General features: G+C 69.9%; 23 protein-coding genes and 3 pseudogenes. 6 read left to right on the forward strand and 20 right to left on the reverse strand.

Annotation, left to right across the window (positions count from 1 at the left end; genetic code table 11):
- The 14 genes and pseudogenes from ABZ749_RS05440 to ABZ749_RS05505 all read right to left on the reverse strand — a co-directional run.
- Positions 1–528 (reverse strand): annotated as a pseudogene (locus ABZ749_RS05440) (Hsp70 family protein); the annotation flags it as partial.
- A 102-nt stretch (positions 529–630) separates the two neighbouring features.
- Positions 631–1,089, reverse strand: a complete 459-nt coding sequence (locus ABZ749_RS05445) for a GNAT family N-acetyltransferase (protein WP_357223004.1) — start codon at positions 1,087–1,089, stop codon at positions 631–633.
- 10 nt (positions 1,090–1,099) lie between these two features.
- Complete coding sequence (locus tag ABZ749_RS05450) at positions 1,100–1,912, reverse strand: TetR/AcrR family transcriptional regulator C-terminal domain-containing protein (RefSeq protein ID WP_357223008.1); 813 nt, start codon at positions 1,910–1,912, stop codon at positions 1,100–1,102.
- 126 nt (positions 1,913–2,038) lie between these two features.
- Positions 2,039–2,581, reverse strand: coding sequence for a DinB family protein (locus tag ABZ749_RS05455; RefSeq protein ID WP_357223010.1), 543 nt, complete (start codon positions 2,579–2,581; stop codon positions 2,039–2,041).
- A gap of 128 nt (positions 2,582–2,709) precedes the next feature.
- A complete protein-coding gene (locus ABZ749_RS05460) occupies positions 2,710–3,429 on the reverse strand; it encodes a dihydrofolate reductase family protein (RefSeq protein ID WP_357223012.1) in 720 nt (239 codons plus the stop codon).
- A complete protein-coding gene (ribA, locus tag ABZ749_RS05465) occupies positions 3,426–4,118 on the reverse strand; it encodes a GTP cyclohydrolase II (RefSeq protein ID WP_357223015.1) in 693 nt (230 codons plus the stop codon). Before ribA ends, ABZ749_RS05460 begins: the two co-directional genes overlap by 4 nt.
- A gap of 58 nt (positions 4,119–4,176) precedes the next feature.
- Positions 4,177–5,115 carry a lysylphosphatidylglycerol synthase transmembrane domain-containing protein gene (locus tag ABZ749_RS05470; protein ID WP_357223018.1) on the reverse strand — a complete coding sequence of 313 codons (939 nt, stop codon included), beginning with the start codon at positions 5,113–5,115 and terminating at the stop codon, positions 4,177–4,179.
- 66 nt (positions 5,116–5,181) lie between these two features.
- Positions 5,182–6,000, reverse strand: coding sequence for a class I SAM-dependent methyltransferase (locus ABZ749_RS05475; protein ID WP_357223021.1), 819 nt, complete (start codon positions 5,998–6,000; stop codon positions 5,182–5,184).
- On the reverse strand, positions 5,997–7,043 hold the full coding sequence (locus ABZ749_RS05480; RefSeq protein ID WP_357223024.1) for a glycosyltransferase family 4 protein: 1,047 nt from the start codon (positions 7,041–7,043) through the stop codon (positions 5,997–5,999). The genes ABZ749_RS05475 and ABZ749_RS05480 overlap by 4 nt, the downstream gene beginning before the upstream one ends.
- The gene (locus tag ABZ749_RS05485; protein ID WP_357223027.1) at positions 7,040–7,438 is read right to left on the reverse strand and encodes a 6-carboxytetrahydropterin synthase; all 399 of its coding nucleotides are present in this window, start codon (positions 7,436–7,438) and stop codon (positions 7,040–7,042) included. Before ABZ749_RS05485 ends, ABZ749_RS05480 begins: the two co-directional genes overlap by 4 nt.
- Positions 7,439–7,440: 2 nt before the next feature.
- Complete coding sequence (locus ABZ749_RS05490; protein ID WP_357223030.1) at positions 7,441–8,424, reverse strand: zinc-binding alcohol dehydrogenase; 984 nt, start codon at positions 8,422–8,424, stop codon at positions 7,441–7,443.
- Positions 8,425–8,574: 150 nt separating this feature from the next.
- Positions 8,575–9,555: a DUF2804 domain-containing protein gene (locus ABZ749_RS05495; protein WP_357223033.1), complete on the reverse strand. Its 981-nt coding sequence runs from the start codon at positions 9,553–9,555 to the stop codon at positions 8,575–8,577.
- A 1,141-nt stretch (positions 9,556–10,696) separates the two neighbouring features.
- Positions 10,697–11,362: pseudogene (locus tag ABZ749_RS05500) on the reverse strand (hypothetical protein); the annotation flags it as partial.
- Between the two features lie 9 nt (positions 11,363–11,371).
- Positions 11,372–12,235 carry an alpha/beta hydrolase gene (locus ABZ749_RS05505; protein WP_357223036.1) on the reverse strand — a complete coding sequence of 288 codons (864 nt, stop codon included), beginning with the start codon at positions 12,233–12,235 and terminating at the stop codon, positions 11,372–11,374.
- Between the two features lie 210 nt (positions 12,236–12,445).
- Here ABZ749_RS05505 and argJ point away from each other — a divergent pair, with 210 nt between their 5' ends.
- Positions 12,446–13,594, forward strand: coding sequence for a bifunctional glutamate N-acetyltransferase/amino-acid acetyltransferase ArgJ (gene argJ, locus ABZ749_RS05510; RefSeq protein ID WP_357223039.1), 1,149 nt, complete (start codon positions 12,446–12,448; stop codon positions 13,592–13,594).
- 66 nt (positions 13,595–13,660) lie between these two features.
- Here the strand turns inward: argJ and ABZ749_RS05515 are convergent, their stop codons facing one another.
- The 4 genes from ABZ749_RS05515 to argH are packed head-to-tail and all read right to left on the reverse strand — an operon-like array spanning position 13,661 to position 18,251.
- Positions 13,661–14,506, reverse strand: coding sequence for a DMT family transporter (locus ABZ749_RS05515; RefSeq protein ID WP_357223042.1), 846 nt, complete (start codon positions 14,504–14,506; stop codon positions 13,661–13,663).
- Between the two features lie 28 nt (positions 14,507–14,534).
- The gene (locus tag ABZ749_RS05520) at positions 14,535–15,479 is read right to left on the reverse strand and encodes a methionyl-tRNA formyltransferase (protein ID WP_357223045.1); all 945 of its coding nucleotides are present in this window, start codon (positions 15,477–15,479) and stop codon (positions 14,535–14,537) included.
- Positions 15,480–15,519: 40 nt separating this feature from the next.
- Positions 15,520–16,701: an argininosuccinate synthase gene (locus tag ABZ749_RS05525; RefSeq protein WP_357223048.1), complete on the reverse strand. Its 1,182-nt coding sequence runs from the start codon at positions 16,699–16,701 to the stop codon at positions 15,520–15,522.
- Positions 16,698–18,251 carry an argininosuccinate lyase gene (gene argH / locus ABZ749_RS05530; protein ID WP_357223051.1) on the reverse strand — a complete coding sequence of 518 codons (1,554 nt, stop codon included), beginning with the start codon at positions 18,249–18,251 and terminating at the stop codon, positions 16,698–16,700. Before argH ends, ABZ749_RS05525 begins: the two co-directional genes overlap by 4 nt.
- Positions 18,252–19,122: 871 nt before the next feature.
- Here argH and ABZ749_RS05535 point away from each other — a divergent pair.
- The 5 genes and pseudogenes from ABZ749_RS05535 to ABZ749_RS05555 all read left to right on the forward strand — a co-directional run.
- The gene (locus tag ABZ749_RS05535; RefSeq protein ID WP_357223054.1) at positions 19,123–19,899 is read left to right on the forward strand and encodes an enoyl-CoA hydratase/isomerase family protein; all 777 of its coding nucleotides are present in this window, start codon (positions 19,123–19,125) and stop codon (positions 19,897–19,899) included.
- A gap of 34 nt (positions 19,900–19,933) precedes the next feature.
- On the forward strand, positions 19,934–21,361 hold the full coding sequence (locus ABZ749_RS05540; RefSeq protein ID WP_357223057.1) for an asparagine synthase-related protein: 1,428 nt from the start codon (positions 19,934–19,936) through the stop codon (positions 21,359–21,361).
- Between the two features lie 59 nt (positions 21,362–21,420).
- Positions 21,421–22,239: a TauD/TfdA family dioxygenase gene (locus ABZ749_RS05545; RefSeq protein WP_357223060.1), complete on the forward strand. Its 819-nt coding sequence runs from the start codon at positions 21,421–21,423 to the stop codon at positions 22,237–22,239.
- Positions 22,229–23,251, forward strand: a complete 1,023-nt coding sequence (locus ABZ749_RS05550) for an AMP-binding protein (RefSeq protein ID WP_357223063.1) — start codon at positions 22,229–22,231, stop codon at positions 23,249–23,251. The genes ABZ749_RS05545 and ABZ749_RS05550 overlap by 11 nt, the downstream gene beginning before the upstream one ends.
- Positions 23,185–23,484: pseudogene (locus tag ABZ749_RS05555) on the forward strand (DUF1360 domain-containing protein); the annotation flags it as partial. The gene ABZ749_RS05550 and the pseudogene ABZ749_RS05555, both read left to right, overlap by 67 nt.
- A 52-nt stretch (positions 23,485–23,536) precedes the next feature.
- Here the strand turns inward: ABZ749_RS05555 and ABZ749_RS05560 are convergent.
- Positions 23,537–23,731 carry a hypothetical protein gene (locus tag ABZ749_RS05560; RefSeq protein WP_091405645.1) on the reverse strand — a complete coding sequence of 65 codons (195 nt, stop codon included), beginning with the start codon at positions 23,729–23,731 and terminating at the stop codon, positions 23,537–23,539.
- Between the two features lie 23 nt (positions 23,732–23,754).
- Entirely contained in the window at positions 23,755–23,988 is a 234-nt protein-coding gene (locus ABZ749_RS05565) for a hypothetical protein (protein ID WP_355009012.1), read from the reverse strand.
- Between the last annotated feature and the right edge of the window lie 164 nt (positions 23,989–24,152).

Here is a 24,152-nt window from a genome sequence, read left to right on the forward strand (position 1 = left end):
GTTCCGGATCGACATCCCACAACCCGACGTCGACGACCTGCGTCGCCGACTGGCGGCCACCCGGTGGCCCGGCGAACTCGCCAGCGTCCGGGCTGGCCGCAGGCGGCCCGCCCGCAGCAGCGCGTCGGCGAGTACCTGCCGCCGCGTCGCGTCCCAGGCGGCCGGGCAGGTGACCACTGCCGGCGGCAGGAAACCCACAGCGTTCACCGCCGCCCGGCCGACCGACGCCAGCACCGCGGCGAGCAGGTCGGCCGGCGGGTACGCGCGCTCGCCGAGCTGCACTGTCGGCTCGTCCACCCGACGCTTGGGGTTCGCCTCGAAGCGGGCCGGGTCGGCCTGCGCCAACCGGCGGGCGTCCCAGCCGGTGTGCAGGGTGCCGTCCGGGTCGGCGTACACGGCGGACGGACTGAGCGGTTGACCGTCCATCAGCAGCGGACGGGTCCGCCCGTCCGGCCAGCGCAGCACCGCGACAGTGTTGGACGTGCCGAGGTCGATGCCGAGGGCGAAACCCTCGTGCTGGCCTGCCATTGCCCGATACCTCCGCCGCGACGAGGGGAACTCGACCCCGCATCGTACGCAGGCCCCGCCGCACCGCTGATCACTCGGTCCGGGGTGGTCAACGGCGTCCGGTCAGTGGGTGGAGTGGACGCCCACCACCTCGCCCTCGCTGGTCTCCCCGGTCAGCTGGAATCCGAGCTTCAGGTAGAACCGCTCCGGGCCGTCCGGCCCCGGCTCCCACGTCGTGTAGACGCGGCCGTGCCCACGTCGGCGGGCCTCGTCGCGGACGGCCTGTACCGCGAAGCGGCCGTACCCCCGGCCCTGGTGCTCGGCGGCGATGTTCAGCCGCCACAGCCCCGAGCGCTTGTCGTCAGGTTGGGCCGGGTCCCACACGATGTCGAAGAAACCCATCAGAAAGCCGACGATCTCGTCATCCTCGACGATCAGTCGCGGCCACGCGATCTCGGGCTGCGCGTACGCCTCGGCGAGGGACCAGGCGACCGGAGACGAGAACTTCTCCTGCTCGGGCCGCACGCTCACCCGGCACGCGGCTTCCACATTGTCCTGAGTGACCTTCACCAGTCTCGGCACGCCGGCCACCCTACCGAGCGGGGCCGCGCAACAGGCCGTCGAGCAGCCCGCGCAGGCCGAACTGGAACCAGGTTTCCAGGTCGGTGTCGGGTCTGGTCTGCCCGGCCGCGGCCAGCCACTGTCGGTCCCGGGTACGGCCGGTTCGCTCCAGCCGGGTGCGGGTCGCCGACCACCAGGCGTGGTAGGTGGTGTCCCCGGGGTCACGCCGGATGAGCAGGGCCATCCCCTGGATGTAGCCGCTGAGTGCCAGGTAGGCGCGGAACGCCTCGGCCGGGTCGTATCCGGCGCTGGTGAATGCCGCGACCACCCGGTCGACCATGGCGAGCACCGCCGGCCCGGTCGGTGGCCGGTCGGTGGCGAGGATGGCCAGCAGCCAGGGATGGCGGCGGTACATCGCCCACTCGTCCCCGGCCAACCGTTCGAGCCGTTGGCGCGGATCGTGCGGTAGTGGCGCGGTGCCGGGCGGGTGAGTGGCGGTGATCTGCTCGGCCATCGCGGCGAGGAGGTCGGCCCGATTCCGGACGTGCCGGTACACGCCGTGGGCGGGCAGGTCGGCGCGTTGGGCGAGGACCCGCAGCGAGACGGCGTCCAGGCCGCCGGCATCCGCCAACTCGACCGCGAGGGCGACCAACCGGTGGCGCGGGTCGCCGCCGGTCGGGAAGGGCAGGTCACGGATCCGACGCGGGCCGCTGGTGGGGCCGTGCTCACGACGTCTCCGGTACGCGCGGGCCTGACAGCTCCGGGAGCAGTAGCGGCGCGGGCGCCCCCGGCCGGGGCCGACGGACAGTTCGGCCTCGCACTCGACACACCGGGCATTGAGCACGCCGCCTCCGGTTTCGTCGCGGCACTCCGTGTGACGAAAGTACTGCACGTCGTCCGACCGGCGGCGACAGGATCGGCGGCATGAATCCGCCCAGCCGCAGCAGGCAATGCCCTGGCGCCCGGGGCGTCAGGTCGGGCCGTACCGATCGGTCCCCGCGGCGCGGAGCAGCCGGAGCTGACCGATCTCCGCGACGTTCTTCATCAGCTCCGAGTTGACCCAACCGATCGTGTGCGTGACGGTGTGGTCGGTCCCGTCCGGCCAGGGGTACGTCGAGATGCGGTCGAGGTCGCTGTCGCCGAACTGGTCGAGCAGACCGAGCCATTCGCTGCGCAGGCCCCGCAGCCAGGCGACGCTGGGCTCGCCCGCTCCCGGCCAGGCGACGGCGGTGCGCTGCCGCGCTGATCCACCCCGAAGATGGTCCATCGCCACTGTCCACCACCAGCCGACGTGCCAGGTGAGCCAGCCGATCGTCGGCACCGGGACCGGTTCGGGTTCGGTGTCGGCCCAGTCCGGCGTCCAGGTGCCGTCGGTGCTCTGCCGCACCGACCAGCAGTGGTCGGCCGGCTCCCAAAGGAAGTCCGAGGGTTCGAGTCGCTCAAGGTGGTACTCGAACAGCGACCACGTCAGGTCGAACTGCCAGCGCAGCAACGTCAGGCTCGGTACGGGCATCCGGAAATCCTGTCCGAACCTACCCCCGCCGTCCACAAAAATAACCCCACACCCACCCCAGTCGGGTTGATCATGAGGTTGGCGGGTTCTACGAAGATCGAATTCCCCGCCAACCTCATGATCAACCGTTAGCCGCGGGCGCGGTCGGCGGGGCAGCGGTCGGAGAGTGCGTAGCGGAGCAGCACCACGTCGCCGATCTGGCGGGCCTCGGCCAGGCGGGCACGTCGACCCGGGTGCCAGGGAAAGCTACCCTCCCCCACGAACCGTGGTGCCCGACCGTCACCGACGAAGAACGGGGCGACCACCAGGTGCAGTTCGTCGGCGAGACCGGCGGCGAGGAACTGGGCGTGCACCGTCCCGCCGCCCTCCACCATCAACCGCTGTACGCCCCGCGCGGCCAGGTCGGTCAGCAGCCACCCCGGGTCGACAGGCTCACCCGCGTCGATCACGGCGGCCAGCCGGCCGACCCGCTCCTCGGTCTTCTCCAGCGCGCCCGTGGCGCAGTAGACGAGCCGGGCCGAATCACCGGCGGTGAAGAAGCGGGCGGTCGGGTCGAGGTCACCCTGCGCGGTCAGGGTGACCTTGATGGGTGAGGCGGGCCGACCGGCCGCCACCCGCTCGGCGCGGCGGCTCGGCGAACGCACCAGCAGCCGAGGGTCGTCTCGTCGGACGGTGCCGGCCCCGACCAGAATGGCGTCGCAGCTGGCCCGGACCGCGTCGACGCGGTCCAGGTCCTCCTCGTTGGACAGCAGTAACCGCTGCTCGGAGGCATCGTCGATGTACCCGTCGATGGAGGCGGCACAACTCAGCAGCACGTACGGCCGCGTGGGCCCCGGCCGCCAACTCATCGGGAGACGGGCCGCTCAGAAGGACGACCCGGGAGCGCATCCGCCGCCTCGGCCGCCTCGACCTCCGCCGCCTTGGCCGCCTTCGCCGCCAGGTAGTCGGCGTTGGCCGGCGAGAGGAAGACGCTGGTGAGCACCCGTTCGGCGATGTCCACGCCCAACCGGGTCAACTGCTCGGCCTTGTCCGGATTGCTGCTGAGTAGTCGGACCCGCGGCACGCCCAACGTGGCAAGCATCTGCGCGGCGACGGTGTAGTCCCGCTCGTCCTCGCCCCGGCCCAGCGCGACGTTGGCCTGGTAGGTGTCCAACCCGGCGTCCTGCAACGCGTACGCGTCGAGTTTGGCGTACAGGCCGATGCCCCGGCCCTCCTGGCGGAGGTAGAGCACGAAACCGCCGGTCTCGGCGATCCGCTGTACCGCCTCGCGCAGTTGCGGCCCGCAGTCGCAACGTTGGCTGCCGAACACGTCGCCGGTCAGGCACTCGCTGTGCGGGCGGACCAGTGGGGCTGTTCCCCCGGTGGCGAGCCGGTCCAGGGCGCCCGCCCAGTCGCCGAGGCCGATGGCAAGGTGCTCCCGACCGTCCACCAGGCCCTTGAAGGTGAACACCCGGGCCGTCGTGGTGTAGCCGTCCGGGAACGCCAGCGGCACCGTGACCTGCGTGCGGATCGTGGCAACGGGCAATGCTTCGGGCATGGGACTCCTTCGTCCGGCGCCACCGTCGTCCGGCGACGCGTACCGTCTCACAACCGACTCAACATCCGCCGCCGGAGGCGGCTTCCCGGGCGGCGACCGGAATTCGACGTCGACGGGCCAGCAACACCGCAGCCCCGGGCAGGCTGGCCACCAGGATCAGCGCGCCGTAGACGGTGGCGGTGGCGACGCCCTCGGCCGCGCTGAGACCGGCCGCGCCGAAAACCCATGCCGCCACCCCCTCGCGGGGCCCGAAACCGGCCACGTTCAGCGGTAGGCCCATCGCGAGCAGGGCGAGCAACGTCAACGGCAGCAGGCGGGACAGCGGGGCGTCCGACCCGGCGGTGCGCGCCGCCACCAGGAAGGTGGCCAGGTGACCGGCGACCATCACGGCCGAGGCGACCAGCACCCCGAACCAGGTACGCCGCGCCAGCAGCCCCGACCGTACGTCCGCCACGGCGGTGCGCAGTGCCGTCGCCCAGCGCGACCCGCCACCGTTCGGGAGGAGCCGGGCCAACAGCACGACGGCCAGCCCACCGGCGACGAGCAGCGCGGCGGCGACCGGCAGGTACTGCCGTACCGGGGACGGGAAGGCGGCGAGCACCACCAGCGCAACCCCGACCAGGACCACCTGCCCGGCGGCACGTTCCCAGACCACCGCGCGGATGCCCCGGCTGACGTCACCGGCGTCGCGGCCGTGGCGTACCGCGCGGTGCACGTCGCCGAGCACCCCGCCGGGCAGTGTGGCGTTGAGGAAAACGGCCCGGTAGCAGTGCGCCACAGCTGTCGCCAGTGGCAGGCGTACGCCGAGACCGCCGGCGACCAGGCTCCACCGCCACGCCGCGCAGACCGTGGTGAGCACACCGATGACCAACGCCGCTGCCAACGCTGGCGCGTCGATCAGTCGCACTCCGGCGAGGAACGGGCCGGTGCCCACCTGCCACAGCAGGACGGCGAGCAGACCCACCCCGCCGACCACTCGTGCCCAGGCCCAGAACATCGGCGCCGGCCCTCCCTTTGAAGATCGTCCACTTGCCCTAGTCCACGTACCCAGGGCGTGAACGGTTCATCCGCCGGCGAGGAGGTCAGTGTGTTCGACAAGCACCGTGAGCCGGCCGGCCGCCGCGTCGGTCAGTCGACGACGGGCGTACGCCTGGGCGGGTCCGGCCAGGTCGGGGCGCTGCTCGCAGGCGGCCCCGAGCCATCCCCGGAACCATTCGGCGGTCAGGTCGGCCTGTTCCGGGCCGAGATGCCACGGGCTGGGTCGTTCCCGCACGTCGACACCGCGCCGGGTGAACGCGGCGGCGGTGGCGGCGGCGGCATCCGGGCCGAGTAGCCGCCGGCCCTCGACGGTACGCCGCTGGTGGTCGTTGAACGCGGCCTCGACCGCCTCGTCGAGTGGGTCGGCCGGGGTGAACCGGACCCGCCCGGTCACCGAGATGGCGAACAGAGCGGGCCGGCCGACACACGCCGCCACCACCCGCTCGACCTCCTCGGTGGTGAGCATGTCCAGCAGCGCGGACGCGGTGACCAGGGAACCGTCCGCGAGGTCGGCGGCGGTCAGCCGGGTGAGGTCGCCACAGCGGGTGTGGACGGTGACCGGGGCGCCGTCGGCGGCGGTCACCCCCCGCATGCCCTCGGCGGCCCGGGCCAGCAGGTCGGCGTCCCGGTCGTGCAGCACCCAGTGCTGAGGTCCGGGTAGCCGGGCGGCCAGCCAGCGACTCATCGACCCGGTGCCGCTGCCCAGGTCGTGGATCACCGTCGGGGTGTCCCCGGTCAGCCGGGCCCGGACGGCATCCACCAGGTCCTCGGCACGCGCCGCCGCGTCGGCCGGCTCACGCAAGCGCAGCCAGTCGGCGAACGGCAGGGTCTCCTCGGCGGTCATTCCGCCACCTCCTTCAGCACTCCGGCCAGCAACGCGGTGGTCACCGGCCAGTCGGTCAGGGTGTCGCGCCGGGCGAGAGCGGCACGACGCAGCCGGTCGCGCAGCCCGTCATCGTCGAGCCAGCGGATCAGAGCGGCGGCCAGCGCCGCCGGGTCACCGGGTGGGACCAGCAGTCCCGGGCGCTCACCGTCGGGCGCGTGACCGAGCGCTTCTGGCAGCCCGCCCACCTCGGTGGTCAACACCGGCAGGCCGCGGGCCAGCGCCTCGGTGACGACCATGCCGTACGTCTCGCCTCTCGACGGCAGCACCAGCAGGTCGGCGGCGGCGTAGGCGTCGTCCAACGCCGCGCCGGTCACCGGGCCGACCAGTCGCACCCGCTCGGTGAGGCCCGCCCCGGTCAACCTGTCGCGCAGCCGGTGCACGAGATCCGGTTCCCGGGCCAGAGAGCCCGCGCAGACCATCGTCCAGGACCTGCCGACCAGCGTGGCCAACGCGTCGACCAGCACGTCGTACCCCTTGTGATGGGTGACTGCCGCGACGCAGAGCAAGCGGTCGCCGGCCACCGAGCCGACCGCGGGCGGCGCGGGCCGCACCCCGGGCGGCGCGGCCCGGACCCGGCCGGCGAGGGCCGGGTGGCGGGCCAGCAGGGCGCGGCGGGTCCACTCGCTGGTGGTGACGACGGCCCGGGCGGTGGCCAGGGCGCGGGCTTCCGGCTCGTCGTCCAGCGGCAGGTGCACCAGCAGCACCAGGCGCAGCCGACGGGCGTGCGGGGCGAGCAGGTCCGGCACGGCCGAGGCGATGAGGCCGTCGATCAGCACCACGGCGTCGTCGGGCGCGGCGGCGAGCACCGCGCCCAGCGTCGCCTGGGCAGCCGGGTCGGGGTGCGGCCACGCGCCGGGCACCGGATGCTCGCGCACCGACCAGCCGCCCTCGCCCAGCCCCGCGCAGATCCGCCGGTCGTAGGAGTTGCCGCCGCTGGGCGTGGCCGGATCATCGATGTCACCGGGCAGGACGACGTGCACCGCCCGGCCCGCATCAGTCACAACGACCGCTCGTAGCTCGCCCAGGCGATGTGCGACTCGTGCAGGGTGACCGTGATGCCGCTCAGGTCACGCGCCCCGGCGCCCAGCTCACCGGCGTGCACCCGCTCGACCAGCCGGTCCGCGATCGTACGGGCCAGCACCTCCGTGGTGGTGTTCACTCCGGCGAAGGCCGCCTCGTCGTCGAGGTTGCGGTAGGTCAGCTCGCTCAGCACGGCCCGCAGCTGCTCGGTGGCGAGGCCGATGTCCACCACGATCCCGTCGGCGTCCAGGTCGGGACGGCGGAACGTCGCGTCCACAACGAACGTCGCGCCGTGCAGGCGTTGGGCGGGCCCGAACACCTCGCCTCGGAAACTGTGGGCGATCATCATGTGGTCCCGAACGGTCACGCTGAACACTGTCACTCTCCGTCGTCGTAGGTGATGAGGTGGCAGAGCGCGGGCAGGTCGCCCGAGGTCAGTCTGGCGAGCACGTCGGGCAGCTCCGCGAAACGCGACGCGCCGGTGATCAACGCGTCGAAGGCCGGGTCGTCGAGCAGGTCCAGGGCGAGCGCCAGTCGGTCGGCGTAACTGCGCCGTCCCCGTCGGGCGGGTGCCACCATGCCGACCTGGCTGCTGCGGACGCTGAGTCGACGGGAGTGGAACGCACCGCCCAGCGACACCTGCACCGGGCGGTCGCCGTACCAGCTAAGTTCGATGACTGTGCCCTCCGGGGCGAGCAGGTCCAGCGACTGTTGCAGGCCGGCGGCGGTGGCGCTGGCGTGCACGACCAGGTCCCGGTCACCGCGGGCGTCGGCCGGGCTGGCGAAGTCGACACCGAGGGCCCCGGCCACGCCGGCCCTGCGCGTGTCGGTGTCGACCAACTCGACGTGCACGCCGGGGAACCGGGCCAGCAGCGTCGCGACGCAGCAGCCCACCATGCCCGCGCCGATGACGGTGACGCGGTCGCCGACCAGCGGCGCGGCGTCCCACAGCGCGTTGACGGCGGTCTCCACAGTGCCGGCGAGCACCGCTCGGGCGGCCGGCACCCCCTCCGGCACCGGCACCACGGCACTCACCGGCACGACGTACGCGCTCTGGTGCGGGTGCAGGCAGAACACCGTTCGCCCGAGCAGCTCCGGCGGGCCCTGCTCGACGACGCCGACGCTCAGGTAGCCGTACTTGACCGGGCCGGGGAACTCGCCCTCCTGAAACGGCGCGCGCATGGTGGCGTACTGATCGGCGGGCACCCGGCCGGCGAAGACCAGCGTCTCGGTGCCCCGGCTGACACCGGAGTAGCGGGCCCGGACCAGCACCTCGTCGGGGCCCGGGGCGGTCAGTGACACCGGCTGGATCTCGCCAACGCCGGGTTCGCGCACCCAGCAGGCGTACGCCTCGCGGATCACCGTCGCGCACCTCACCTCGTGTTCTGGGCCGAACGGCCAGGCTTCCGTGCCCCGGTCGGGTTGTCGATCATAAACACGGAGGCGAGGTGTCCACAGTTCGAAGTGCTGCCGTGCGCTGACCGCGGGTGTGCGCGTGGCGGCGCCAACCCGTTACCAGCGGTTGCGTGCCTCCTCGGCCCAGCCGACGAGCCCGTCGAGGCTCACCGTCGTCCCGTCGTCCGTCTTTGCCCAGCCGGAGAAGTGCCCGAAACACTGGTGCGTCTCGTTCGCGACGACACCCAGGTTGGTGCGGGACACCTTCTCGTGGAACGGCTGGAACTCGACCTCGACCCGGTCGCCGCTGATCCGCCAGGGGCGCAGCCAGTCCGCCCGGTCGTAGGTCCAGCGCAGCTCCTCGCCGATCTTGTGCAGGCGGCCGTCGACGAAGAGGCCGTTCTCGGTGACCCCGGTGCCGTCGGTCCACCGGCCGCCGAGCTGGATCGCTCGTCCCGGCGCCGCACCGGCGGCCCAGTTCCACATGATCGAGTACGGCCATCTGCCGCGACCGTGGTCCAGCACGGCGAACGCGTCCGGTCCACCGATCTCGTACGTCTGGCCGTGCAGTTCCAGCGTGCCGAGCACCGGGCGGCCGACGTCCTTGACCGTGTACTGGAAGCGCCTGGTGCTCCACGGCACGACGACCCCGAGTGACTCGTGACCGGCCGGCATCGGCACGTCCACCTCCAGCCGTACTCCGGTGGCGCTCGCCGAGATCGTGGTGCCGTCCGGGCGCTGAACGATCCGGATCGCCAGGCCACCGCCGCGTGCGCCCGCCTCGCCCACGCCGCAGTGCGGTGGTAGCACCGTCCCTCGCGCCAGCGGCACCACCACGTCGGCCTTCGTCTCGGTGCCGCTGTCCCGGTCGAGCACGTAGACGCTGTGCACGCCGGCGTAGTCCAGCGATGAGGCGACCAGCCCGATGATGTGCCGTGGGGTCACGATGCCCCAGTACTCCCATCGTTTGGTCCGGCCCCAGCCGCGCAGGTTCGCGGTGTGCAGGGGACGCCGGGTCCAACCCACCGCCGCGGGGTTGAGTCGCCCATCCCGTTGGCACAGGTCGACAGGCGAAATCAGTTCACGTTCATGCGTCACGAGGGCACGATATCCGGCCACGTTCCCGCCGGCTTGACTGACGGAATAGGACCCCATGAAGCTGTCTGCCCTGGGCCGTATCGCTCTGGCCACAGGCATCACCGTGCTGGCCACCGCCACGCTCCCCGGCACCCCCGCGACCGCCGCACCGGTGAAGAGGAAGATGCTCCCCGTCCTGGTGGAGTTCAGCGACGCCGGCTGCCCGCAGCCTCCGGCATCGCGCCGGAGGCTCCTTGGCGTACCCATGGTTGGGCTCACCACCTCGGGGGTGGCGCAACCGCCTCGGTCACCGCCAGACCCTGTCCGCGATGTCGTAGACCATCGTGCGGTTGACCTGCTTCGGAAGCGACTGGCCGAGTCGCCACGACCCGGACGTGGCGTGCAGATCGACAGTCACCGAGCCCGCCGTTGCGGCGCCCAACTGGCCGACCCAATGCCGGCTCTCCTCGATCAGCCTCTGCACGGCCTCGACGTCGGGCGCCGTCACCTCCACCACCGTGGTGTCGACAAGCGCCGAGCCGACCAGCAAGGCCAGGAGCCGGCCGAGGACCGCCGTGGGCACCGCGCGGTCCGTCGTTTCGACGAGCACGTAGCAGTCGTCGTGCCCGGAGAACAGCAGGCGTGAGCCTGCCAGCGCGGGCAGGACCGGCTCGTCGTACGTGGCCGTTCCGATGACGACGATCATCTCGTCGGCCCGCGCGGCGGAAGGCGTACCCGGCACGTCGACAAGTGTCAGCTCGTAGGGGTACCAGCCGGCCAGGAACCGGGGCAACTGCTCCCGGCGGATCACCAGGGCCTCTTCGCTGAGGCCGACGACCCCGGCCGCCAGCGCACCGACCTGGTGCGTCTCGAAACTGACGCCCTGCTCCGCCGCGATCCGCGACGGCCGCCACTGCTGGTACTCCTCGTCCAGGAAGCTGTTGGTCTCCAGGCCGACTACCATGATGGTGTCGTTCCCGGCGAGCATGAGCACGTCGGCCAGCTCGGCGGCCTGCGCCGCGGTCGCGGTCACCATCCAGGAGCCGCCTGCCTCGCGAACGCTGAAGCTCAACGGAAAAGGCGCGCGTTCCAGTCCCACGCTGTTCGCGGAGAACGCGCCGTGGGGTCCGACCTCTACCGTCGCGGCGCCGTCCCCGGCGATCGGGTAGCCGATCTCGGTGAGGTCCACCCGCAGGTCGGCGACGGTGAGCTGCGGATTCAGGGCCCTTGTCACGGTGTCGGTGAGCGGTCGATGGGCGACGACGTGCTCGACTGCCGCCCGGTCCACCGCCATCTCATAGTAGTCGGCGGCGAACTCCACGAAGCGGTCGACGATGTCGTCGAACAGGATGTCGAGCAAGCCGGACCCGTCCGGGCCGGCGTCGTCGTACGGCCCGCTCGGTGGTGGGAAGGCGATGCCGTCGCCGGCGTGCCAGCGATCGTCCCCCGCCAGCCGCCACAGCACGGTCGTCGCGACGAGTTGCCCGTCCTCGTCGCAGAAGGCGGGTTCCGTCAGCTGTGGACGCAGCACCTCCGGTACCCCGTCGACCAGGCCCGGCCACAGCTCGTGGTCCGGATGACAGTACGGCGACATCGCCGACTCATGATCGAAGAGTCGGATGAATGCGCCGTCGGCGGTGAACACGACGGCCCACTCGTCGCCGCTGCCGTTGCTCATCGACGCCGCCTCGTCCGGGCCCCAGTTCGAGGCGTAGGCGTAGTAGGGATCCCCGCCATCGATGATGCGCTCGAGCACGGCCAGCGCCTTGCAGCGCTGCCGCAGCAGGTCGATGTCGGGAAGTTTGGCGGCGACGTCGTAGGCGGTCACCGGGTCACCCTAGTGAGGCGGCAGCACCCCGGTCCCGGGGGCGAGGACCCGGGTGAAGAACGCCAGGGTGTCGCGGATCAGCGGCTCCAGCGGCACTCCGGCGAAGCAGTGGTCGGCACCCTGCACCACCGACAACTCGACCTCGGCACCCGCCTTGGTCAACGCTGCGGCAAGTTCCTCACTCTGCCCCACCGGTACGACCAGGTCCTGGTCGCCGTGGATCAGCAGCATCGGCGGGGCCTGGTCGGTGACGTAGGTGATCGGACTTGCCGCCCGGCCCAGCCCCGGGTTGTCTGGCAACGGGGCACCGATCAGAAGTGACTCGGGTGAATCGGCCGCGTCGTGGTCGATCGTCCCGGACGGGTGTGCCTGCGACTGCATGGTCAACAGGTTCGACGGCGCGTACCAGCAGACCGCTGCACGAACGTGGGTGTCGTCCTGGTCGTCCCCCGTCAGCGCGACCATCGAGGCCAGATGACCACCGGCCGACTCGCCCCACGCCCCGATCCGCTCACCGTCCACGCCCACCGTGCCGCCGTGTCGGCGCAGCCAACGCACCGCCGCCTTGACGTCGTCGAGTTGGGCGGGGAAGTGCGCCTCGCCGCTGAGCCGGTACTGCGCGGAGGCGACAGCGAACCCGGCCCGGACGGCGGCGGTGAACGGGTCCACAGTCATCAGCCAGTCCGGCGGCTGCTTGGGCGAGCCGAACAGCCACGCGCCGCCGTGGATCCACAGCAGGACCGGGGCCGGTCGGGGTGCCGTCACCGGCACGACGAGGTCCAACGTCAGCGGGCGGAAGCCCGGGACTTCGTGCACGACGATGTCGCGGTGCTCAATCCGGTCGTTCCGGCGTGGGGGTTCCGAATCGGTCATCGCGTCATCGTCGCACCGACGGTCCGGGCGTGCCGACCAGCCGACCATCCCCGGACCGGAACCACCAGCGTCGGTACGCTCCGCGCCGGCCTCCGCCGAGCTCACGGCGACCCCGACAGACAGACAGCCCATTGATACCGTGGGTTACGAGGCGTGTCTGTTGCGTTCGGGGGCCAGGACCGGGCCGAGATGAGAAGGATGGAGCAGCACATGATCGTTCCGCAGGGGTTCCGCGCGGTGGTCGCGAACGCCGGGCTCAAGGACGACGAGGACGACTTCACCGCCCTGGTCTCCGAGGTGCCTGCGGTCAGCGCCGCGGTGTTCACCCGCTCCCGGTTCGCCGGCCCCAGCGTCGTGCTCAGCCGTTCGGCGGCGTCGACGTCGTCTGCCCGCGGCGTCGTGGTGCTCTCCCGCAACGCGAACGTGGCCACCGGCAAAGAAGGGCTCGAGAACGCCCGAGAGGTGCGGTCCACTGTGGCTCGCGCCGTCGGTCTGGACGACGACGAGCTGCTCATCGCGTCGACAGGGGTGATCGGGAAGCAGTATCCGATGCCGAGGGTCCGACAGCGCCTGGCCGAGCTTCGGTGGCCCTTTCCGCCTGCCGATTTCGACCGGGTAGCACGGGCGATCATGACCACCGACACCACGCCCAAGGTGGTGCGGGTCAGTTGCGGAGCGGCGAGCATCGTTGGCGTCGCGAAGGGCGTCGGCATGATCGAGCCGAACATGGCGACCCTGTTGACGTTCTTCTGCACGGACGCCCGCATCGAGCCGGCCGACCTGGACCGGGTGTTCCGGTCGGTCATCGCTCGCACGTTCAACGCGGTCAGCATCGACACCGACACCTCCACCAGCGACACCGCTGCCATCTTCGCCAACGGCCTGGCCGGGCCGGTCGATCTGGGCGAGTTCGAGCAGGCGTTGTATTCCGTCGCACTGGACCTGGTGCGGATGGTCGCCCGCGACGGTGAGGGTGCCAGCAAGCTCATCGAGGTCCGGGTCAGCGGTGCCCGCGACGGCGAGCAGGCCAAGCGGGTGGGCAAGGCCATCGTCAACTCGCCGCTGGTCAAGACAGCCGTGCACGGCGCGGACCCGAACTGGGGCCGGGTGGCCATGGCGATCGGCAAGTGCGAGGACGACGAGGACATCGACCAGGAACGGGTGCGGATCGGTTTCGGCGGTATCGAGGTCTATCCGGCGCAGGCCACTGAGGAGACCCTGGTTCGGCTGCGGCGCCACCTCGAAGGCGACGACGTCGTGATCGAGGTCGACCTGGGGATCGGCGCCGGCGCTTTCACCGTGTACGGGTGCGACCTCACTGACGGATACATCCGGATCAACGCTGACTACACCACCTGAGCGACGACGCATCCGGGCGGTACCCCACGAGGTACCGCCCGGAGGGTCGTGGCCGAACCGCGCGGGTCAGCGGGACGCCAGCAGGAACACCCCGACCAGCGCCAGGGCGACACCTGCCCACTGCACGCGGGTGGCGCGTTCGCGCAACACGACCCGCGCGAGCAGGAGCGTGCTGACCGGGTAGAGCGATGCCAGCAGGCCCACCACGGAGAGGTAGCCCTCACGGACCGCCAGCAGATACAGCACGCTCGACAGCATGTCCAGGCCACCGGAGAGCAGGGCCAGCAGCACCGTGTTACGGGGGGCTCTGATCGGCCAACGACCGATCGGCCAGGCGAGCACGAGCAGTGTCAACGAGGCGCATCTGGCGGCCACCAGTGGCCACAGCCCCGACCCGTCCCCGGTACGGGACAGCAGCACGAAGAACAGGCCGAAGCCGGCACCGGCCGCCAACGCCCCGGCGACAGTCCGCAGGTGCGATTGTCGACCCGGCCGGTCGCCGCCCGAGGTGACCGAGACGCAGGGGATGGCGATCAGTCCGCAGGCCAGCCCGGCCGCCCCGATCACCGACACGGTGTCCCCGCCGGCCAGGCCGACGAGGACGGGCAGGATCGCGGCCATGGCGGCGGTGGTCGGAGCGACCACGCTCATCACTCCGTGGGCGAGGGAGTGATAGAGCAGCATGGCGCCGACGCTGCCGGCCAACCCGGCCAGTGCCCCCCAGCCGGCGTCGGCGGCCCGGAGGTTTCCGCCGCCAACGGTCCCGACGAACACCACGGCGGTCGCCAGCCCTGCCATGTTCGACCAGAGCACGACGGTCACCGCCGCCGCGCGCTTGGTGGCGAAGCCACCGACGAAGTCGGCGGCTCCGAGAACCGTTGCCGAAGCCAGCGACATCAGAATGCTGAACATGTTCCGCCTTGGGTTGTCGGTGGCCGGATCAGTGGGATGTCAGATAGCCCCCCATGGACGTGAAGTAGGCCCGCGCCGGCAGCTGCGTGCCATCGTCCGTGCGCACCTGCAGGATTCTCAACCCCTGCTCACGTCCGGTGTGGGCATCCGGTCCGCACACCACGACCACGCCGTCTGCCTCGGGGCAGAAGATCCGGCCCGGCGTCCCTCCGTAGCGCTTGGACGACACAGCCGCTGCGGTAACTCGCAGCCGGACACCGTTGTGGTAGGCAAAGGCGTTCGGGTAGGGGTCGCTCTGCGCCCGGATCAGATTGGCCAACCGGTCGGCCGGCCACGTCCAGTGGATTCGGCTGTCCTCCACCGATCGCTTGTGGAAGAACGTCGCCTGGGCCGGGTCCTGGCTGATCCACTGCCCGGTGCCGCTCTCGATGAGGTCCAGCGCCGACAGGGTGATCTCCGGGAAAATCTCGATGGTGCGCTCGAACAGGTTCGCCACAGTGTCCTTGTCGCTCACCTCGACCCGGCGCTGCAACACGATCTCGCCGAGGTCGAAATCGTCGTTCATGAAGTGCACGGTGACCCCGACCTCGCGTTCACCGTTGATCATCGCCCAGTTGAGTGGGGCGAAGCCGCCGTAACGAGGCAGCAGGGCGTCGTGGACGTTGATCGCCCCGTGCCGCGCCAGGCGGTACACGGCCGGCGCCAGCCAGGTCCGCCAGTCCGACGACACGATGATGTCCGGGGCCAGCTCCCGCAGCCGTGCGGTGACCTCGTCGTCATTGGCGTACTGACGGACCAGGATCGGCAGGTCGTGCTTCTCGGCCAGGTCGACCACCGAGTCGTTCCAGATGGTTTCGTACTCGTGCCCGCTGTCGGGATGGGTGATGACCTGCACCACCTCATGGCGGGAGTCCATCAGCGCCTGCAGCACTCGATGCCCCCACGTCTGGTAGCCCATGAACACTACTCGCACGGGTGTCGCTCCTCTCTGCTTCTCAGGCCCGGTCTGCTTCTCAGGCCCGGTGACCGGCGGTCAGCGGCAGTGACCACACGTAGGCGAAGCCGGCACCCGCCTGGTGATCGAACTGGTCGCCGGCTTCGTAGGTGGCCATCGCCCGGCTGTAACGGGAGTTCGGTGAGGACCGACTGACCACCGTGCAGTTCCCCTTGAACATGTCCACGGCAATCTCGCCGGTCACCGCCGGCTGAAGGGTCGCCACGAATCCGTCGAGTGCCCGACGCAGATCGCTGAACCAGTACCCGTAGTAGACGAGTTCGGCGTATCGCAGGGCGATGGACTGCTTGTGGTGCAGTGTTTCGCGGTCCAGCACCAGCGACTCCAACTCCGCGTGCGCGGCCATCAGCACGGTCGCCGCCGGCGCCTCGTAGATGCCCCGGGTCTTGAATCCGACGATCCGGCTCTCGGTGATGTCGATCCGACCGATGCCGTGCGGCGCCGCGAGCGCGTTGAGGCGGCCGACCAGAGTGCTCAGACTCAGCGACTCACCGTCGAGGCTCACCGGAACACCCCCGGTGAAGCCGATCCGTACCCGGGTCGGCTCGTCCGGGGCCTGGCGAGGATCACCGGTCAGCTGCCACGCGTCGGCCGGCGGCGGCTGGGTGATGTCGTCGAGCTCGCCACACTCGATACTGGTCCCCCAGACGTTCGTGTCGATGCTGTAGGGCTTTTCCTTGCCGACAGGCACCGGGATGCCGTGCTTGTCGGCGTACGCCAGCTCGTCCTCGCGGGTCTTCAACTCCCAGTCGATCACCGGTGCCAGCACCTTCAGCGACGGGTCGAGCGCCGCCACACTGGTGAAGAATCGGACCTGGTCATTGCCCTTGCCCGTGGCGCCGTGCGCCACCGCGTCCGCGCCGACGGCGTGCGCGATCTCGACCATCCGCTGTGCGATCAGGGGTCGGGACAGCGGAGCGGCCAGCAGGTACTTGCTCTCGTACCGGGCGTGTGCCTGAAGGGCGGGCAACGCGAAGTCGGTCAGGAACCGATCGGTCAGTGGCTCCGCCCGCACCTCGGACGCGCCGGTCCGCAGGGCGCGCTCGCGCACGTCCGGTACGGATTCGAGCTGCCCGATGTCGGCGCAGAAGGCGATCACCTCGGCGTCGTACCGGTCACGCAGCCAGTGCAGCGCCACCGAGGTGTCCAGGCCACCGGAGTAGGCGAGAACGATCTTCATGACTGCTCCTGTTCAGGGTGGTCGTGCGCGAGTTCGTCGAGGACAGCGGCGAGTGTCTTGTCGATCGGGGCGCCGCCCGCCACGTCGTCAGCACCGCGCAGCGTGCCGGCGCGGGCCGCGGCCAGGCCGTCGCGACGGGCACGGCTCCAGCTGCGGTGTGCGGCGGAACTGGTGCGCAGCTCCGCCGCGACGTCCGTCACGCTGGCGGTGGAGGTGCCGCCACCGCTGGTGTAGCCGTTCATGGCGTTCAGTGGCGCGAGCAGCTCACGGAGCACGTCCACGGCGACCGGATGGCCCTCAGCGGCCAGCATCGACGACACCAGCTCGAGGTCGCGCAGCGTCGCCTGCCGGCTGATCAGCTGACCGACCACCTTGCCGACGATGTGATGCGACTGGCGGAACGACACCCCGGCCGCCGACACGAGATAGTTGGCCAGCTCGGTGGCGGTCGAGAAGTTGTCCCAGCACAGCTCCTCGCCGCGCTGCGGGTCGAAGCGAAGGGTACGGGTCTGGCTCTCCACCACGCGCAGGCTGGACAGGTACGAGTCGATGCTCTGCCACAGGAACGGCTTGTCCTCCTGCAGGTCGCAGCTGTACCCGAGCGTGACACCCTTGACCGCTGTCAGCAGTTGCACAAGCACTCCGGTGGCCCGGCCGGACCGTCCGCGTACCAGCTCGGCGACCACCGGGTTCTTCTTCTGCGGCATGATGGAGCTGCCTGTGGTGAAGGCGTCCCCCACCTCGCAGAGCCGGTACTCGTGACCGCTCCACATGACGATCTCCTCCGCCATGCGTGACAGGTTGTTGCTGCCGAGGGCGAAGGCCGCAGCCGCTTCGATCATGTGATCGCGGGCGCTGGTGGCGTCCAGGGCGTGGCTGAGCACCCGGTCGAAGCCCAGGAGCTGTGCGGTCGCCTCGCGGTCGAGCGGGAAGGAGGTGCCGGCGAGCGCGCAGGCCCCGAGCGGTGACTCGTTGACCCGGCCGAAGGCGTCCCGCAGACGGCGTACATCACGAAGCAGCGCGCTGGCGTGTGCCGTCCGCCAGAAGGCGACGCTGATCGGCTGGGCGGCCTGGCTGTGGGTGTACCCCGGCAGCACCGTGCGGAAATCCTGATCGGTGAGCTGCGTCAGCCGGTCGATCAGGTCGAGGTTGGCGTCGATCGCCTCGAGGAGGACGTCGCGGAGGTACATCCGGGCATCGGTGGACACCTGATCGTTGCGGGACCGGGCCGTGTGCATCCGGCCACCGACGTCCAGCCCCAACTCCTCGATGACCATCTGCTCGATGTTGAGGTGGACGTCCTCGTACTCGGCTCGCAGAGTGAGCGCGCCGTCTCGATGTTGCTGGTCCAGCTTGACCAACGTCGCGACGATGGATCGCGCCGCATCCGGCGGGACGATGCGCTGACGAGCCAGCAGCAGCACGTGCGCGATGTTCTGCCACAGGTCGTGTGGGATCAGCCGGACGTCGATGTCAACAGTGAGCGTGTAGTCGAGTACCTCGGGTGTGATGTCTTCCTCGAAGCGACCGCCCCAGAGCTTCTGGGTCATCGGACACGCCTTTCCGGGCCCGTCGGGACCTCATGTCACAACGCCATGGCTTTTGTTTTTGCGCAGGCGTCATCCATTCTGCGGCCAATTGAGCGCAGAATTGTCGAACAATTGTTTTCTATTGAGGCGGTGCAGCCCGGCTCACCGGTCAGGGCGGACTGGGGCAGCGATTACCGCAGGTCGACGACAAAGGCGACCGGGAAATGCTCCGAATTTCGGGAGGAGGTCGCGTCGGATGCTCGTGGCTTTATGGCGACCGCCTATTTCCGTTTGTCACAACCCCGACATCTGGCGGGCCAACCCTCCATGCAGTCGACCAACACCCCGGGACCGAGTGGGGACCGGTGCAGGCAATGGCGTCGACGAAAGCAGCGCTTCCGTCGAGCTGATCACTCTTTGTCTGATTTCAAACACCCCGCGTGTTGTTTACGTCTCTGACCTGCTGATATGCACATGCCCTAGCCCGCACTGACCGTCCACGTGCGACCACACTATGTCAGGGGACGTTGGGCCGGGTGCCCCTTCTCGCCATCTGGGAGCGATTCTTGATGTGGTGGGGACAGCACCACTGACGCTGAGTAGAAATTGACCGAAACATGCGCCGATCTCCAGCAGGGCCGGCTTTGAACGAACAACAAGGCTTCGAAATTGCGGCTATTGACATTGAGCGCGATGATGCACAAAATGAGGGTTATCTGAGCAAGGTCGGCGTAGCAATGGCCCGCCCGTTGCCACCAGCCGTGCTCCTGTCGTACTGTGCTTGACGATCCCGCCGCTCTTCGCCGTACGCCGGCGTGTCTTGAGCTGCCCGGCCGTCTTGCGGCACCGATACGCCGGGAGCGACACCAACCAGTCGGAAGAGCGGAAGCGAATGTCAGCGGAATTGAGCACGCAGACCTATTTCAGCCTCGACGTCTCCGAGGGCGTGGCCGTGGTGGAGTTCTCCGAGGGGCACCGGCACAACATGTGGTCGATGCCCCGGATGCGGGCACTGACCGAGACGGTTCGCGAGCTCGACGCCCCGGACGTCCGTGCGGTCGTGCTGTTCAGCGGCGTCGACAGGTCCTTCGGCGTGGGCGGCGACTTCCACGAGACGTCGACGTTCCGAGGCGGCGACGAGGTTGACGAGTGGATCGATCACATCACCGACCTGTACGTCGCCTGTCTACAGCTCAACCGCCCACTGGTGGTGGCGATCGACGGCTTCGCGATCGGTATCGGCCTGCAGATCGCGCTCACCGCGGACTACCGGGTGGGCAGCGACCGGTGCGTGCTGAAGATGCCGGAGTTCCAGGTGGGCATCGCCTGCACCTTCGGTGGATACATGCTCGAACGGTCCGTGGGCCGCAGCGTCATGCAGCAGATGCTGATGTCCAGCGCGGACTGGTCGGCCGAGCGGAGCCTGCAGGACAGGTTGCTCCACGACGTGGTCCCGGTGGATCGGCTGTTGTCCGTCGCCGTGCAGCGGGCCCGGTCCTTCGCGGCCTACCCGACGGCCGGCTTCCGGAGCACCAAACCGTACCTCAACAGGGGTTTCGTCGACGGGCTCGAACAGCTTCGAGTCATCGGCAAGCAGGCGCACCGCGCGGCATTCGCCGCCGGTGAGGCGCAGCGCAACATGCGACAGGTCATCGACAGCGGTCGGTGACGTCGCAGACCATCGACGCGGAAGGAACACCATCATGGCGGCCAGCAGGTGGGCGGCGGTCGGAAACTGCGATCTGACCCCTCTGGAACGGATAAGACCCGCTGTCCACGTCGGTGACCTGAGAGTTCACACCAGCGGGTTGGCGGGTGACAGCCCACGCACCACGCCGTTGGAGATCGATGTGCGGACGATGTCGGTCCGGACCGCGAACGGCGGCGCCACACCCGCCACGACCGAGTCCGACAGGGCGCGGATCCTCGTCGACGAGGACCGCGTCGTCGTGCGGACCACAGCACTGAACGAGGATGCCATTTACCTGGCGTTCAACCGGTCTCAGGGCAAGCTCGCCTACTTCACCGACCTGTTCCTGGCCCCGCTCATCCTGCCCGCGCTCGGTCTGCCCGTCGAGGTTCGCCCGGAGGGACCTCAGCCGCGCAGCGACGAGACCGCACTGCTGCACGTCAGCCGGATACCGTTCGGCGCGGTGCAGGAGGGCAGGCGGCTGCGCGACGGATGGACCCTACGCACCACAGTGGCCGACGATCCCCTGCGGCATCTGCGTCGTCCCGGGCGTACCGACGCGCTGCAAGCCGGAGAGGATCAGGTCAGTGCCCTGCAGGAGCAGATCCGGTCGGTAACCCGAGACCGACCGCTCGACCGGTTCGCGACCCTCCTGTCCGGCGGCATCGACTCCGGCACTGTCACAGTGCTCGCCGCCTCGGAGGGGCTCGCCCTGACGCCGTACAGCGCCGGCACTCCCTGGGGTGACGAGTTCGACGACGCCGCGGAGCTGGGCGATCACCTGGGTCTCTCCGTGCGCCGGGTCGAGCTGTCCGAGGAACGCATCCTGGCTGCCGTCCCGCAGGCCATCCGAGGGCTGGGTGTCACGGAGCCCGAGGTGGTGGAGGTCGCGCTGACCGCGACGGCGCTCTACGACGGGACCGAGATCCCGCGCGACGAGGTGCTGCTGACCGGATATGGGAGCGACCTCATCAACGCCGGCATCTACCGTCCGTTCAGCACGCCGGAGGAGCTGATCGATCAGACGATCGCGGCCATCCACCAGACCCGGTTCACCAACGAGTTGTCCAGCCGGCTGCCGTTGGCGTACGGCCGGGAAGTCCACCACCCGTTCTGGGCGTGGCCGGTGATCCAGGTCGCCCTGGACACGGCGCCGGACTGCAAGGTGCGCGACGGCAGGGAGAAGTTCCACCTTCGCCAGGCTATGAGCCGACGGGTGTCGCACGACATCGCCTGGCGTCGCAAGATCGCCGTTCATCACGGCGGTGGTCTGCAGCGAGGCGTCGTGAAGCGACTCGAGGCGGATGCCCCCGGCGTCGACCGGGCCGCGATCTATCTTGCCTGTTTCCGCGCACTGGTGAACCTGGCGCAGGAAGGCTCGATCGACGACTGGGACCCACTTCAGGTGTACGAGCGCGGCATCGCCGACGCCCGGCGCTGACCACCCCGAAGCCCGCTCACCCCAGCCGCGTCAAACCACCCAACGCCACACCTCAGGAGATGACCTTGAGCCTCACCCCGTCAGGTCTCGGGCTGGTACTCGACCCCGCCCCCACGGACCATCTGGCGAGCGCCTGCCGCAGTGCCGCGACCCGGACCGGTGCGGCCCTCGTACGAGGGCTCGATCTCGACGAACCAGCCTTTCAACGCTTGGTGCATGAGCTCGGCGACACCGTTGAGCACAAGTTCGGCGAGGGCCGCGCCGACCTGCTCAAGTTGAACGCCTCAGCAGACGAGGGGAAAGTGGTCACCGGGCGCGGCCCGCTCCCGCTGCACACCGACGGCATCCTGGTAGGAGAGCAGACAGATCTGATCGTCCTCTACGCCAGCGAGTTCCGCGACGAGCCGGGATCCGGCGAGACGACGGTCTGTGACCAGTTGGCGGCATGGGACGAGATGCCGGACGACCTGCGGCAGACGATCGAGACCGTAGGGCTGGAGTATCTGGTCGAGGACCGGGGTTACTTCCCGACGGTCCCTGACGACTGGTACGAGATCCCCACCGTCCGCGACTACGGTCGGGTTCGGTCGCTGAACCTGACGTTGCCGTTCCCCGCCGGTGCCAACCACGGCTGGCAGGTACGGGTCAAAGGCGGCGACCAGACCACCACCGACACCTTCTTCACCCAGCTCAGTGACTTCCTGCACCGCCCCCGATTCCTCTACCAGCACCGCTGGCAGGTGGGCGACCTTCTCGTGATCGACAACCAGCGCACCCTGCACGGGCGCACCGCGATCGGTGCCGACGGGGTGCGGCTGCTCCTGCGCGGACAGGTCACTCTGAACACGGCACGCCGGGATGATCTGCATGCTGCATGAGGCGTTCCAGGAGGTGGTTCGGACCCACCCGGACGGGGTGGCGGTGCAGGCAGTCGACGGCGAGGAGCTCACGTACGCCCAGCTGAGCGACCTCGTCGACCGGGCGGCCGTCGGCCTGCTCGGCGTCGGGGTACAGCCCGGTCACCACGTCGCCACCCGTCTGCACAACGGCCCCGCGTACGTCGCGACCATCCTCGCCCTGGCTCGGCTCGGCGCGGTGCACCTGCCGATCAGTGTGCAGTCGGACCGGGATCGGCTCCGCTGGTCGCTGGCCCAGGTCCCGGTCCGATTCCTGATCCACGAGAAGCATGACGACCTGTTCGAGACCCCGGTCGACACCCTCGCCGTCAACACGCTCCTCGCCGAGCCCGCCCCGCGCACCGTCGAGGCGCTGCCGGTCGAGTCTCGGGCCGGCGTCTTCCGGTTGCTGGAGACCACCGGATCCACCGGGGTCCCCAAGCTCGTCGCCTGGCGTCAGGAAGACCTACTGGCCGACCGGAGGCAGTGGCTGTCCTATCTTCAGGTGACCGCCGAGGACGTCTTCCTGACCATGCATCCGTTGGATGTGGCCCATGGTGTCGATGTGCACATGTTTCCGGCGCTCCTGGCCGGCGCCCGGCTCGTGTTCTCCGACCCTGCCGCGCCGCCGGACCGGCTACTGAGCGCTCTCGCCGAATCGGGCACGACGATCTTCAGCGCCCTGCCACGCCACTATCAGCTGCTTGCCGACAGCGGCGCGACAGCTCTGCCGTCGCTGCGGCTCCCGCTCTGCGGCGGGGCCTATCTCAGCCCGGAGGTGATCACGCAGGCACGCCGACACCTCGGGATCCGGATCCGTCGCATCTACGGGTCCACCGAGTTCGGCATCGTCCTGGGCAACATGGACGACGTCGCGCAGGAATCCCGCGGCATGTATCCGCTGCCAGCGGTCGAGGTGGCGCTGGAACCGCTCTCGGCCCGTTACGGGCGCCGTTCACCCGCTACGACCGCCCGAGCGGCAGCGGCGAGGTGATGGAGCAGGTCCGCGACTCGGGCAGCCCCACCCGGCATGCCATCGGCGAGCTGCTGAGCTGCCCGTTCTGCCTGGCGGTCTGGGTGGCCACCGGGCTGACCGGTGGCCTGGTGCTCGCGCCCCGGCTCACCCGCCTGGTGGCGACCGCGCTGACGGCGATCGCCGCATCCGACTTCCTTCAGATGGCGTACGCGACGGCGCAGCAGGCCGCCGAGGGTGGGCACGACGACTGAAAACCAAAAAAGGGGGGCTGGCCTGCGCCGGCCCCCCTTTTTTCGTACGCCGTCAGCGCTGCATGCCGGACCAACCGTGCGGCGACTCCGGTTCCCGTTCGTCCTCGTCCGCCCCGGTGATGATGTCCCGATCCACCGCTGTGCGGTCGTGCTCGTTGGCGAAGTCCGGCTCGGGCGTGGTGTCCCTGCCCTTCGGGGGCTGTCCCAGCGCCGGCACCTTCTCGTCGTGGTCCTCGTGGTGCGTCATGTCGGTGTCCCTTCCGCGGTCGCTCAGCCGACCGAGCCGCCCAGCAGGTCACTGGCCTCGTCCACCGCGTACTCACCCTCGGGGAGCGCGTCGATGCGGGCGAGCAGCTCCGGCGGGAGTTCTGCGGCCACCGCCTGACGGTAGATCTCCGCCTGCTCAACCCGCTCCTGGCCCCGGAAGATGCCGTCGAGCAGGTCGTCGAGTGCCCGGGTGTCCGGCTCGTCGGCCAGTGGTGAGTCGTCGGTCACGTCGATCAGCTACCCGGGGCGGAATCGGTCAAACGTCACCCCGTCGGCTGGTCTGCGCGCTTGGTCGACGGCCCCGTACCGCCCAGCGCACCGCTCGGGCCCGGCCGACCGGGGCACGCGAAGGGCGGGCACTGTTGACGGCGGTGGCGCCGATCGGCGAGATGGTCTTCGGG

Source organism: Micromonospora sp. NPDC047753, assembly GCF_040642735.1.
In the GTDB taxonomy this organism is placed as follows: domain Bacteria; phylum Actinomycetota; class Actinomycetes; order Mycobacteriales; family Micromonosporaceae; genus Micromonospora.